General features: G+C 60.9%; 14 protein-coding genes. All 14 read right to left on the bottom strand.

The window, feature by feature from the left end:
* Positions 1 to 4 precede the first annotated feature (4 nt).
* Positions 5 to 676, bottom strand: a complete 672-nt coding sequence (gene qcrB / locus VE009_RS10165) for a menaquinol-cytochrome c reductase cytochrome b subunit (RefSeq protein WP_325007279.1) — start codon at positions 674 to 676, stop codon at positions 5 to 7.
* Between the two features lie 18 nt (positions 677 to 694).
* On the bottom strand, positions 695 to 1,240 hold the full coding sequence (locus tag VE009_RS10160; protein ID WP_325007278.1) for a ubiquinol-cytochrome c reductase iron-sulfur subunit: 546 nt from the start codon (positions 1,238 to 1,240) through the stop codon (positions 695 to 697).
* 208 nt (positions 1,241 to 1,448) lie between these two features.
* Complete coding sequence (locus tag VE009_RS10155) at positions 1,449 to 1,886, bottom strand: DUF2487 family protein (protein ID WP_325007277.1); 438 nt, start codon at positions 1,884 to 1,886, stop codon at positions 1,449 to 1,451.
* Between the two features lie 180 nt (positions 1,887 to 2,066).
* Positions 2,067 to 2,255: an IDEAL domain-containing protein gene (locus tag VE009_RS10150; protein ID WP_325007276.1), complete on the bottom strand. Its 189-nt coding sequence runs from the start codon at positions 2,253 to 2,255 to the stop codon at positions 2,067 to 2,069.
* A 64-nt stretch (positions 2,256 to 2,319) separates the two neighbouring features.
* On the bottom strand, positions 2,320 to 3,672 hold the full coding sequence (locus VE009_RS10145; protein ID WP_325007275.1) for a hypothetical protein: 1,353 nt from the start codon (positions 3,670 to 3,672) through the stop codon (positions 2,320 to 2,322).
* A 148-nt stretch (positions 3,673 to 3,820) separates the two neighbouring features.
* Positions 3,821 to 4,429, bottom strand: coding sequence for a zf-HC2 domain-containing protein (locus tag VE009_RS10140; protein WP_325007274.1), 609 nt, complete (start codon positions 4,427 to 4,429; stop codon positions 3,821 to 3,823).
* Positions 4,426 to 5,019, bottom strand: coding sequence for an RNA polymerase sigma factor (locus VE009_RS10135; protein WP_325007273.1), 594 nt, complete (start codon positions 5,017 to 5,019; stop codon positions 4,426 to 4,428). The genes VE009_RS10140 and VE009_RS10135 overlap by 4 nt, the downstream gene beginning before the upstream one ends.
* A gap of 848 nt (positions 5,020 to 5,867) precedes the next feature.
* The gene (locus VE009_RS10130; RefSeq protein WP_325007272.1) at positions 5,868 to 6,959 is read right to left on the bottom strand and encodes a prephenate dehydrogenase; all 1,092 of its coding nucleotides are present in this window, start codon (positions 6,957 to 6,959) and stop codon (positions 5,868 to 5,870) included.
* Entirely contained in the window at positions 6,956 to 8,065 is a 1,110-nt protein-coding gene (gene hisC, locus VE009_RS10125; RefSeq protein WP_325007271.1) for a histidinol-phosphate transaminase, read from the bottom strand. The genes VE009_RS10130 and hisC overlap by 4 nt, the downstream gene beginning before the upstream one ends.
* 112 nt (positions 8,066 to 8,177) lie before the next feature.
* Positions 8,178 to 9,008 (bottom strand): tryptophan synthase subunit alpha, encoded by an 831-nt coding sequence (gene trpA / locus VE009_RS10120; RefSeq protein WP_325007426.1) that lies wholly within the window; start codon positions 9,006 to 9,008, stop codon positions 8,178 to 8,180.
* 5 nt (positions 9,009 to 9,013) lie between these two features.
* On the bottom strand, positions 9,014 to 10,216 hold the full coding sequence (trpB, locus tag VE009_RS10115; protein ID WP_414694812.1) for a tryptophan synthase subunit beta: 1,203 nt from the start codon (positions 10,214 to 10,216) through the stop codon (positions 9,014 to 9,016).
* Positions 10,216 to 10,890 carry a phosphoribosylanthranilate isomerase gene (locus VE009_RS10110; protein WP_325007270.1) on the bottom strand — a complete coding sequence of 225 codons (675 nt, stop codon included), beginning with the start codon at positions 10,888 to 10,890 and terminating at the stop codon, positions 10,216 to 10,218. The genes trpB and VE009_RS10110 overlap by 1 nt, the downstream gene beginning before the upstream one ends.
* On the bottom strand, positions 10,887 to 11,681 hold the full coding sequence (trpC, locus tag VE009_RS10105; RefSeq protein ID WP_325007269.1) for an indole-3-glycerol phosphate synthase TrpC: 795 nt from the start codon (positions 11,679 to 11,681) through the stop codon (positions 10,887 to 10,889). The genes VE009_RS10110 and trpC overlap by 4 nt, the downstream gene beginning before the upstream one ends.
* Positions 11,668 to 12,711, bottom strand: coding sequence for an anthranilate phosphoribosyltransferase (trpD, locus tag VE009_RS10100; RefSeq protein WP_325007268.1), 1,044 nt, complete (start codon positions 12,709 to 12,711; stop codon positions 11,668 to 11,670). Before trpD ends, trpC begins: the two co-directional genes overlap by 14 nt.

The raw sequence follows: 12,711 nt of genomic DNA, 5'->3' as shown, positions 1-12,711 counted from the left end.
CTTATCACAACGGTCCGGAAATGCCCTGCTTGCGGATCAGGAAGAAGTGCGTACCCAGCAGCGCAAGCAAAACGGCCGGCAGGAAAAATACGTGCAGTGCGAAGAAACGAGCGATCGTCTGCGCGCCGACGATGTCGCCGCCCTGAAGGAACACTGCGATCGATTGGCCGATGAACGGCACGGACGCAGCGATCTGGATGCCGACCTTCGTCGCGAAGTACGCTTTGTTGTCCCACGGCAGCAAATATCCCGTGAAGCCGAGGCCGAGCATGACGCCGAAAATGAGCATCCCGACGACCCAGTTCATTTCGCGCGGATGTTTGTACGATCCCGTGAAGAACACGCGGAGCGTATGCAGGAACATCATGACGATGACGAGGCTCGCGCCCCAGTGGTGCATGCCGCGGACGATGACGCCGAACGCGACCTTATGCTGCAAGTAATCGACCGACGCATATGCGTTGACGATATCCGGCACGTAATACATCGTCAGGAACATGCCGGACAAAATTTGGATGACGGTGATGAAAAACGTCAGACCGCCGAAACAGTAGACGAACGCGGAGAAGTGATGCGCCGGGTTGACGTGCTCCGGCACCTCGTGATCCGCAACGTCTCTCCAAATCGGCGTAATGTCGAGACGCTCGTCGATCCAGTTGTATACAGTTTTTAACATACGACTTTACGCCCCCTCTTACACCCGTTCGTTCGGTTTGATCGGTCCTAAGTATACGAAGCCGTTCTCGATCTTCACTTCATACTCGTCGAGCGGCGCCGGCGCAACGGCCATGTTCTTGCCGTCAGCCGTGTAGTGTGCGCCATGACACGGACAGAAGTACTGGTTCGGATACTCGGGATTCGTGTTCCAGTTGACCGCGCACCCAAGGTGCTTGCACACCGGCGAAAGCGCGAAAATGTTGCCTTCCGCGTCCTTCGAAATCCATGCGACCAACTTCGGGTCGCTCTCGTACCAGCCGTCCACTTGATGCACGTTGAACGAAAACTCCGTCGGCTCCTCCGTAATCTTCTCGACCTCGACCACTTTCACGAACGTGCCCTCGCTCTTCGCCTGAAGCACCGGATCGACGGCGAAACGGAGCATCGGGATGACGACACCGGCCGCCATGAACGCGCTGGCGCCGCCGAGCGTATAGGAAAGGAACTGACGGCGGGACATCTCGCGCCGCTTCGATTCCTTGTGTTCGGACCCGTGATTGTCATGGTGTTGATGTTCGCTCATATTCGGTTGTTACCCCCCTTTGCCGAAACCTGTCAAATCGCCTCTAAAATAGTACATGCAAAGTCATAAATTATAATAGCCTACGACCTAGTAAGCGTCAAGGAAACCGGGCCGCGCAAATCGCGCCAGGACGCGGGTCTCATGGAAACTGTTACGAAATTGTCACAACTGTGTCCGCTCGATGCAGCCCTCGGTCCGACGGGATTCGTCACCCCTTCGGCCGCATCCAGAGCGTTTCGATCAACCGTTTCGCCCGAGAACGGTACTGCTCGCTCGGCGCGTTCGGATTCGCCGGCTCCGGAGCGATTAGCGCGGACGCGTTCGGAATGTTAAGCGCCGCCAATCTCGGGTCGCCCGCGACCGCCACGCAATAAGCGAAGCCGCTGTCGAGCAAGCGCGCGCACAGCTTGTCCGCCAGCTCCGCGAGCGCGTCGTCGTCTTCCGCGTAATGGAGCGCCGGATACGTGACCACGCGTCCGCGGTACGCGGTCTCGATCGGGTCGAGCGCGTCTCGCAGCCGCTCGAGCGCCTCCGTCGCCTCGTGCGGGGATTCCCTCCCGGTCAGTCCGCTTAACGGGAGCAGCGCCGTGTCTATGTAAGGCTGCAGCTCCGGCCATCGTTCTTTGTCGATATCGCTGAATTTCATCCTCTTCCCGCCTTGCCGAAAGTCTTTGAAGCTGGGCCGCTCGTCGGCCGCAGTCATTCATCAAAATACCATAAACTCCCCTCGAAGCCAAACGGCGTTCCGGCAAAACGCAGCTTTCCCGCTTCCGCACAAAAAGGCCTATGCCTTCCTCCGGGCATAGACCGCTTGTTTCTCGAGCCGCTACGCGATGCCCTGCAGCGACCGAAGCTCGCTTGTAAGCAGCAGAAAAGCTTCTTCATCCCCCTGCGCCAACGCCTTGTCGATCTCTCGGTAGAGTTCCTTTTCCCTGTATTCGCGTATGGCTTTGTCCAGAATCAGTTCCGCGATGAGATGGCGCAGCGCTTCGTTTGCCGGAACCATTTTATCCATACGTCACCCTCCATGGCTGGATCTAAATGTGATACTTTTGTATATTCGGAAACGGGAGCGCCGCTTAGTTCGAACGCCCTCCGGGATTAGGAATGTACGCGTGCCCGCCCGGGAAGACGCGGTCGGGACCGCCTTTGGCGAACGGCGCCGCCGCTTCGTCGGGCAGCGCGATTTTGTCCTCGTCCGGCACGTAGACGCCGCGGACGATGCTGCTGCCGAGCTTCGTCATTTCGACGACCGTCCCCGCCTCGGGATGCTCTCCGATGCGCAGCAGCCCTTGGTGCATCATCATCATGACGATCCGATTCGATAAAATCGAAGCCGGCGCGTCGTAGTAGAACGGCTTAATAAGCGGGGTCAACACGTCGCTCAGCGACTCCAGCGTCACCCACCGCCCCGCGAGGCGATCGATCCAATGCGTCAGCGATTGCAGGTTGTGGATCGGGTTCTTATACAGCTTGAGCCAGAATCGGTAGATGGCGCCCGGATCGGAGAGCCGCCCTTCGGCCGCGAACGCTTCGCCCTTCTCGGTCAGCGTCAGCGCGCCGGGACCCTCTTCGATGAGCCCTTCGTAATAGCAATAATCGTAGATGAGCGAAAACCGGTTCGGGTAGTCTTTGATTTTCCGTCCGTACCCGAAGCGCCAGCCGCCTTTGCCGACCGGCTCCTCTTTCACGTGCAGCGATTCGAGAATCGCCAGCTGGGACCGCTTGTACATCGTGCCTTCCGCCGTCAGCTCCACGTCGTTAAACCGCAGATAGGATAGAAACTTTCGGACGTCCTCCGCGAGCAGCCGCTGTTCGTCTCGATAGGCGTGCGGCTCCTCGATGTACGACAGCCTCCGCTGGAAGGCGCGCGTCAGCGAGTCGCCGAAGCGCCGCTTCAAATCCGCAGGCACCTGATACAAATATTTCGTCTGCTGCGAATAGCCGTTGAACAACCACCCTTGGTGCGCGAATTTCACGATCATCTCGCGCGGGCTCCACGGCTTCGTTTCCGCTTCCGCCGCGGCCTTCCCTTTTTTCGTCTCGCGCTTCTTTTCCTTCTTCTCCGCTTTCTGTTCCGCGAGCCCCCGCAGATCGACGGTGAGCGTCGTCAGCAGCTCGCTGCCCGCGCCGGGCGCGGAGAGCGAGCCGGTCGGCTTCGCCGCTTCGTAACGGCTGATCTGCGCCCGAGCCAGCAGCTCTTCCAGCGAAAACGCATCCCGCTGATCGAACAGCAGCGAATTGAGAAACCGGATGTCCTCCAGCGTCAATTGCTCGACATACCGCTCGAACACGTCGCTCCGGTTGACCGTGTTGAGAATCGATTGAATCAGCTCTCGCTTCGAATTCGTGTTGCAGTCGCATGCGTAGTGTTTGGCGATTCGGTTCAACTGGTGAATGTCCGCATAGCTCAGCATGTCAGCCAAATTCATCGTTTGCCGTTCCCGCCTTTCGTCTCTCGCTTTTGTTACCCATTATTGGGCTTTTTACAGAAAGTATTCGCCGTTCTACATTTTTTTTGAAAAATTGGGCACAAAAAAAAACGCCCCCGAAGGGGCGCTGCTGTCGGACATCGTCTATTTACACGCGAATGCGAGCGAGCCAATTCATCGTCAGCAGGGCGCAGATGAGGCCGAGCATCGACAGGACGAACAAATAGTCCGGATACGAATCTACGACCGGCAAGCTCAGTACGACCGGGTCTCCTATGGAGGCGACCGGCACGCCTTCAATGCTCGCGAGCGAAAATTCGGTCATCTCGCCTTCGCCAAGCGCGCTCACGTCGATGACGCCCGCGCTCGGCGCCGTGGGCGACGGCGCGTCCGGCGTTACTAAATTGAAGAAAAACGCGGAACCGAACAACGCAAGACACCCTGCCACGAGGGACAGCAGCCGCACGCGGAGGCGGTGAGGTATCGAATACAGCCGTTCCGCGACCGGCAAGCGCCAGCTCTCGTCCGAATAGATGCGTTCCATGACGGAGGAAGAGACGTTCCCCTTCGCGGGTAGCTCCTCAAGCTCCCCCCATCCGGCCGTCTGAATAAGCTCGGCGCTCTCCTTCCATATCTGAAATTCTTCCGCACAGTCCGCGCAACGCTTCACGTGCTCATCGATGCGTACGCGATTCCAATCGCCCTCGGGCAGATCCCAGTAATCGGGCATCATCTCCCGGATCTCTTCGCATTTCATCGTTGTTTCATCCCTTCATATTCCTCTAGGATCGGTTCACCCATATACGTTTCTAATTGGGTTTTCACGCTGGCCCTGGCACGGAACAACAACGATTTGACGGAGGATACCGTTTGACCGAGGATGTTGGCGATCTCCTGATAGTCTAGTCCGTCGTATTCTCGTAAAATTAAGGCGGATCTTTGCTTTTCCGGTAAGCTGTTGATCGCTTCGCGAACTTTATTAACCTTCTCGCTGCGAAGCACCGTCTGTTCCGGCAGCGCTTCGGTCGTAGTGATCGGTTCGAAGCCGCTGTCTTCCAGGTAGACGTTGCCGTTGCGATTTTTGCGAAGCTCGCTGAGGACCGTGTTTCGGGCGATCGTATACAGCCATGTGGAAAAAGACGCTTCGACTTCCCGGAACGAATGCAGGCTCCGGTACGCCTTGTAGAACGTCTCTTGGCACATATCTTCCGCCATATGGTCCATTCGCGTATTTTTCAGCATATGAAAAATGAAAAGCAAGATTTTCCGCTCGTACCGCGCAACCAGTTCCCTATAGAGCTGAACGTTCCCGTCCTTGATTTCCCGAATCAACTGGGAATCGGTCATGGAAAACCTCCTTGCCGCTTCCGTGATCGATTCCGTTCGAGTCTTACTGTTGTATACTTCCCCCGAACGGAAAAGTTGCGGTGCTTTATATCAAAAAATAATTCATTCGATGTACCTATTGCGATAAAACCTAATATGTAGAATGATATTCGAGTTCGTTCGCGTAATTCCTGCTTTCTTCGACAATTCCCAATAATCCCCTCCTTATTCTATTCCATTAGTTTACACGAAAATTCCATTTTATGGCTATAGGGAAATAATTAACTGAGGGTTTTTTAGCAAAAAGGCAAAAAAAAGACCGCCTCATCGGCGGTTGCACAGAGTGCCATATATCGGATAGGAGTGGAGAGAAACCATACTGTACTTTTAGTATATGTATACGTTTTCAATTTGTCAACACTTTTTTATAAACGCTTTCAGATTGCGCTTACAAGTTTAATTGCACCGGCCTCGCCCAGCTGTTTCGTAAGGCCCTGCTTTTGCTGCCCTGCTCCCTGCACTGTCCTCTGCCTGTTCCTTGCCCTGCTCGCTGACCTGCCGGTCGGTTGCTGTCTCCTCCTGGCGTTCCGTCGTTCGGCTTCCCTTTCGCCTCACTCCGGGACGGCTTGCAGCCCCCATGCAAGCCTCGTGAGCTCGCATGGCCTAGTTGTGCCGCCACTCGATTGAGCGTTCGCCGCGCTTCCGCCGCTCCTCCGCACGCCTTATGTGTACACCCTACCCTTCTTATGAGTTGGGGGGTGGCTTCTTTTGCTACCCTCCTTCCCTTCTTCGCCAGCTCGCAAGCACTTCCGCCGCTCCCCGCCAACGCAAAAACAGCCCCTCCGGCGACCCGGAGAGGCTGTTCACATTTAGAAGTGCACGCAATGTCCCGCCGCTTCCAGCAGCGTTTTCGCGCGATGCATATCGGCCTCGTTGCCGAACGACAGCCGCAGCGAACCCGGTCCGCCCGGCGTCGGCTCCAAGATGCCGATGTTGCGCAGGTTGATGCTTTCCCGGCCAAGCAGCGTCGTCACCTTGCCGATCGTGCCCGGCTCGTCCGATACCGGGACGTAAAACTCATAATGCGTCGTCGCAATGCCGACGCGCCGTTCCGGCAGCGCGCTGCGGAACGCGGAAGCCGACGCGAATTCGCCCGCGATGCCTTCGCCGTCCCCGGCGCGCAGCAGCGCCATGAACCGCTCCGTCTCGCGAATCCATTCCGAGAGCAGCTGCAGCAGCACTCCGCGATTGCTTACGCAAATGTCGCGCCAAATCGTCGGGTCGCTCGAGGCGATCCGCGTAATGTCCCGGAAGCCGCCCGCGGCAAGCTTCTCATAACCGTCGTCGCTCTCGTTCAACCGCGACACGAGATTGACGAGCATCGCCGCCACGATGTGCGGCAGATGGCTGACCGCGCCGACGATTTCATCGTGCGTGCGCGCGTCCAGCTTCACGAGCTTCGCCCTCGTGTGCTCGAGCAGCCCGTGCAGCGCTTCGTACGCATCGGCGGGCGTGCCAGGCGTCGGCGTAAGCACGTAGTACGCGTTCTCGAACAGCTTCGACGTCGCCGCCTCCACGCCGGAGCGCTCCTTGCCCGCCATCGGATGGCCGCCGATGAAGACGGCTTGTCCGAAGTCGTAGCGGGCTGCCGCTTCGACGACCTCGCCCTTCGTGCTGCCGACGTCGGTAATGATCGCGCCCGGCTTCAGCCGGCAGCGCGACAGCTGCTCCAAATAATCCTCAAGCATGCCGACCGGAACGCAGAGGAACAGGAAGTCGGCGCCCTCCGCCGCTTCCGTCAGAGACGTCGTCGCTTCGTCGACGACGCCCCGGTCTACGTATTTCCGGGCGGAACTTTCCTTCGGCGAATGGCCGACGACGTGGAAGCCAGGCTTGCCTTTGAAGCAAAGCGCCAGCGAGCCGCCGATCAGCCCGACGCCGAATATAGCGATTTTCGTCATTCCGCAGCCACAGCCGTCTCTTCCAGCACCGCGGTCAATGCTTCGATAAACGTACGGTTTTGCTCTTCGGAGCCGACCGTTACCCGAATCATCGTCGGGAAGCCGATCGACGCGGTATGTCCGCCGCGGACGATAACGCCTTTCTTCAATAACTCTTCGTACACCGTCTTCGCATCGCGCGCGACGTCGACGAGTACGAAGTTGCCGTGCGCCGGGAAGCTGCGGAGGCCGAGGCGGTCGAACTGCTCGCGAAGGTACGCGATGCCGGCCGCGTTCGCCTCGCGGCAGCGGGCGATGAACTCTTGATCCTGTACGGCCGCAAGCGCCGCGACCTGCGCGAACAGCGTCGTGTTGAACGGCTCGCGCACTTGGTTAATCGATTTAATCAGTTCGGGACGGCCGATGCCGTAACCGATTCGGAGGCTCGCCAGGCCATAGGCTTTCGAGAACGTCCGGAGCGTGACGACGTTCGGGTACCGTTTCACCAGCTCGAGGCCGTTCGGGAACCGCTCATCGACGACGTATTCCACGTACGCTTCGTCCAGCACGACCATGACGGAGGAAGGCACCTTCGCCAGGAACGCATCCACCTCGTCCTTCGTGACGATCGTGCTTGTCGGGTTGTTCGGATTGCACACCCAAATGATTTTCGTCTTGTCCGTCACCGCCGCCAGCATCGCGTCCAAATCGTGCGTGCCCTCTTTGAGCGGCACCTCGATGACCGTCGCGCCTTCGATTTCGGCATTATGCTTATATTGCGGGAACGTCCGATCCGCCATGATCGTTTCGTCGCCCGGGGACAGGAACGCCCTCGCGATCATCAGGATCACTTCGTCGGAGCCCGCGCCGAACACGATTTGATCCGGCTCCACGCCGTGCAGGGCGGACAGGGCCGCCTTCAAATCGACGCTCGCGCCGTCCGGGTACATATTCGCTTGATCCAGGTTCGCGATGATCGCTTCCTTCGCCTTCGGCGAGCAGCCGAACGGGTTTTCGTTGGAAGCGAGCTTGATTACGTGCGTGAGGCCCAGCTCGCGTTTCACTTCTTCGATCGGTTTGCCGGGCTGGTACACCGGCAGGTGCATAATTCGCGCTTTCGGTTGCATGCGTCGACCTCTCCTCGCCCAATCTGTCATTTACTGTTATTGTAGCGCAAACGCGGACCTGCATCCACGCCTAAAAACTCGTCTGTGCCCTTCCAATTACGCGCTCGCGCGCTTACGCTTTCGCGCCGGCGCCCGCGCCGCGCAGCTCCCGCACGAAATCGCCGACGGCCTTCGCGCCTTCGTCGCGCGTCGCCGGGTCGCGGAGTTTCTCGACCTGTTCTTCGATTTTGCGCACGATGGCGCTGCCGACGATGACGCCGTCGCAGCGGCCCTCGAAACGGGCGACCTGCTCGCGGTTCGAAATGCCGAAGCCTACGGCGATCGGCACCGTCGCCGCGCCGCGCACCGTGTCGAGGAACGCGTCGAGGTCGGCCGCGAACTGCGACCGTTCCCCGGTGACGCCGAGCGACGACACGCAGTAGACGAAACCGCGCGCCTTGGCGGCGATGCGCTCGACCCGCAGCTTCGACGTCGGCGCGACGAGCGGAATCAGATGCAGCCCGTGCCGCTCCGCCAACGCGCGCATTTCTTCGTCCTCTTCGACCGGAAGATCGGGCACGATCATGCCGCTGATATTGTTCGCCTTCGCCAAATCGAAGAAGCGGTCGAAGCCGAGCTGCAGAATCGGATTATAGTAAGTAAATAGGATAAAGGGCAGCTTCACGCCGGCTTCCTTCGCCCGCTGCGCGAGATGGATGACGTCGACGATCGTCGTAAGCCGTCCGGACAGCGCCCTCATCGAGGCGCGCTGAATGACGGGACCGTCGGCCAGCGGATCGGAATACGGCACGCCGAGCTCGATCATGTCGGCGCCCGCCGCTTCGAGCTCTCGAATCAAGGCGAGCGACGCGTCCAAATCGGGGTCGCCGATCGTCAGGAACGGAATGAGCGCCGTGCGGCCTTCTTCTTTCAATTGCGCGAACTTCGCATCGATGGCGTTCACCGCGTTCATTGGCCGTTCCCCCTCATATATTTCATGATCGATTCGACGTCCTTGTCGCCGCGTCCGGACAAGTTGACGACGACGATCTGATCTTGCCCCATCGTCGGCGCAAGCTTCAGCGCGTGCGCGATCGCGTGCGCGGACTCGAGCGCCGGAATGATGCCCTCCGTGCGCGACAGCAGCTGCAGCGCGTCGAGCGCTTCTTTGTCCGTCGCGGGCACGTATTCCGCGCGGCCTACGTCCTTCAGGTACGAATGCTCCGGCCCGATGCCCGGGTAATCGAGGCCCGCGGAAATCGAATGCGCCTCCTGCACCTGACCGTGCTCGTCCTGCAGCAAGTAGCTCATCGAGCCTTGGAACACGCCCGGCTTGCCGTGCGTCATCGTCGCCGCGTGCCGGTCGGTGTCGACGCCTTCGCCGGCCGCTTCGACGCCGATGAGGCGCACGTCCGTGTCGTCGACGAACGGATAGAAAATGCCCATCGCGTTGCTGCCGCCGCCGACGCAGGCGATGATCGCGTCCGGCAGACGGCCGTGCGCTTCGAGCATTTGCGCCTTCGTCTCATCGCCGATAATGCGCTGGAAATCCCGCACCATCATCGGGTACGGATGAGGCCCGACGACCGAGCCGAGAATGTAGAACGTATCCTCGACGTGGCTGACCCAGTAGCGAAGCGCTTCGTTGCCGGCGTCCTTCAGCGTGCGCGTGCCGGACGTCACCGGAATGACTTCCGCGCCGAGCAAATTCATCCGGAACACGTTTAGCTGCTGCCGCTTCGTGTCCTCCTCGCCCATGAACACCTTGCACTCCATGCCGAGCAGGGCGGCGACCGTCGCCGACGCGACGCCGTGTTGGCCCGCGCCCGTCTCCGCGATCACCTTTTTCTTGCCCATCCGCTTCGCGAGCACGCCTTGGCCGATCGTATTGTTGATCTTGTGCGCGCCCGTATGGTTCAAATCTTCCCGCTTCAAATAAATGCGCGCGCCCCCGAGTTGCTCAGAGAGACGCTCCGCGTAGTACAGCGGCGTCGGGCGCCCGGAATATTGCCGGTACAGCTCCTGGATTTCCCGTTGGAACGACTCCTCCTGGGAATAATGCTTATACGCTTCCTCGAGCTCGAGGAGCGCGTTCATTAACGTTTCCGGCACGTACCGCCCGCCGAACTTGCCGAAGCGGCCTTGCTGGTCGGGCACGAACGAAATCGCCATCACGGCTTCACCCTTTCCACGAATGTACGAATCTTGGTCAAATCTTTCGCGCCGTCCGTTTCCACGCCGCTAGACACATCGACGCCGCCGACCGCGTGCGCCGCGAGCAGCTCGCGGACGTTGTCCGCGTGCAGCCCGCCGGCGGCGAACAGCGGGATGCCCTCCCGCTCCGTCCATGCCGCGTAGGCGGGGATCGCGTCCCAGCGGAACGTCTTGCCCGTGCCCCCGCCGACATGCGGATCGTACGCATCAAGCAGCAATCCGTCCAACAATCCCGCAAAGGGCGCCAAACGCGAAGCGACCGCCTCGGCGCTGTGATCCGCTTCCCCGGAGACGCCGAGCGCCTTCCAAACGCGAACGCCGGGATGGCGCTCCCGGAAGGCGCGGACGAAGTCCGCTGTTTCGGCGCCGTGCAGCTGCACGACGTCGAGCGGAGCCTCCGAGAGTACCGCGTCCAATTCATCGAGCGACGGATTGACGAACACGCCGACGAAGCGCTGCCTGCCGCCTTCCTCCCGCATCGCGGCGATCAGGTCCCGCGCTTCCGACGCGGTCACCCGCCGCTTGCTCGGCGCGAACACGAAGCCGATATAATCGATCGCAAGCTTCGCGGCGCCGGCGGCGGTCGCCGCGTCGCGAAGCCCGCACACCTTAAGCAGCGGAGCGCCCGTCATCGGACCGCCGCCTCGCCCATCAGCGCGACGACCGCCTCCGCGACGTCCGGCTGCCGCATGAAATGCTCTCCGATCAGCACCGCCCGCGCCCCGGCTTCCCGCACCCGGACGATATCCTCCGGCTTCGAGAGACCGCTCTCGCTGATGACGAACCGATCCCGCGGAATGTCGCGCAGCAGCTCCTCCGTTACGGCCAAATCCGTGACGAACGTTTTCAAATTCCGATTGTTAATGCCGATCAAGTCGGCCCCGATGTCGAGCGCGACGTCGAGCTCGGCGCGGTCGTGCACTTCGACGATCGCGTCCAGCCCAAGCCCCGCCGCCTCCGCGAGATACGACTTCAGCTCGTCCTTCGTCAAAATCGCCGCGATGAGCAAAATCGCGTCCGCGCCGATCGCGCGCGCCTCGTAAATATGGATCGGATCGACCGTGAAATCTTTGCGCAGCAGCGGCAGCTTCACCGCCGCGCGCACCGCGGTCAAATACGCGTTGCTGCCTTGGAAATGCGGCTCGTCCGTCAGCACGGACAAGCAGTCCGCGCCGGCGGCTTCGTACGAACGCGCGATCGCCACCGGATCGAAATCGGGGCGGATGAGCCCCTTCGAGGGGGACGCCTTCTTCACCTCGGCGATGAGCGCCGTCGGCCGCTTCGCGCGTTCGACGAGCGCCGCGCGGAAGCCGAGCGTCGCCGGCATGCCGGCGATCTCGCGCTCCAGCGCCGCGACGCTCGTACGCTCCTTGAGCTTTGCGACTTCTTCCCGCTTCACCGCTACGATTTTATCGAGAAACATGGCTGAGCGCCTCCGTTACTTGTACCAATTGGTCCAGCTTGCGGGCGGCTTCGCCCGAATCGATCGCGTTCGCCGCCCGCTTCACGCCTTCCTGGAGCGTGCCGCTGACGCCGGAGACGTAGAAGCACGCGCCGGCGTTCGCGAGGACGATGTCGCGATACGGCCCTTTGGCCCCGGAGAAAACGAGCCGGATCGTATCGGCGTTCTCCGCCGCGTCGCCGCCGACGATGTCGCCGACGGAGCACTCGCGCAGCCCCAGATCGTCGGGCGTAATGTCGTACGTGCGCAGCTCGCCGTTCTTCAGCTCGGTCACGCGCGTCGGCGCCGACAGGCTGATCTCGTCGAGCCCGTCGTGGCTCGCGACGACGAGCGCCCGCGCGGTGCCGAGCTCGCGCAGCACCTCCGCCATCAGCTCGGTCTTCGCGCGGTCGAACACGCCGAGCAGCTGCCGGTCCGCCCCGGCCGGGTTCGTCAGCGGTCCGAGCAGGTTGAACACCGTCCGGACGCCGAGCTCGCGCCGCGGCGCGGCCGCGTGCTTCATCGACGGATGGTACACCTGCGCGAACATGAAGCAGAGGCCGACTTCGCGGAGGCAGGCCGCCGCCTGCTCGCTGCCGAGATTGATGTTGACGCCGAGCGCTTCGAGCACGTCGGCGCTGCCGCTCTTGCTCGACATCGCCCGATTGCCGTGCTTCGCGACGCGGACGCCGCCGGCCGCGGCGACGATCGCCGACGCGGTCGAAATATTGAACGTATGCATGCCGTCTCCGCCGGTGCCGCACGTATCCAGCAGCCCTTCCTGCAGCGTATCGACCCGGTTCACCTTCGCGCGCATGCCCGCGGCGAAGCCCGCGACCTCCTCGACCGTCTCGCCCTTCATGCGCAGCGCGGCCAGCAGCGCGCCGATTTGCGCCGGCGTCGCCTCGCCGTCCATGATCGATTCCATAACCTGCCGCGCCGTCTCCCGGGGGAGCGACGCGCCGTCGATGACGGACGCGATCGCCGTCTGTACGATGGATTTTTCGCTCAT

Origin of the sequence: Paenibacillus sp., from assembly GCF_035645195.1 — a bacterium.
GTDB lineage: Bacteria > Bacillota > Bacilli > Paenibacillales > YIM-B00363 > Paenibacillus_AE.
The sequence above is the reverse complement of the archived record's forward strand: the minus strand, read 5'-3'. Positions and strand labels throughout refer to the sequence as shown.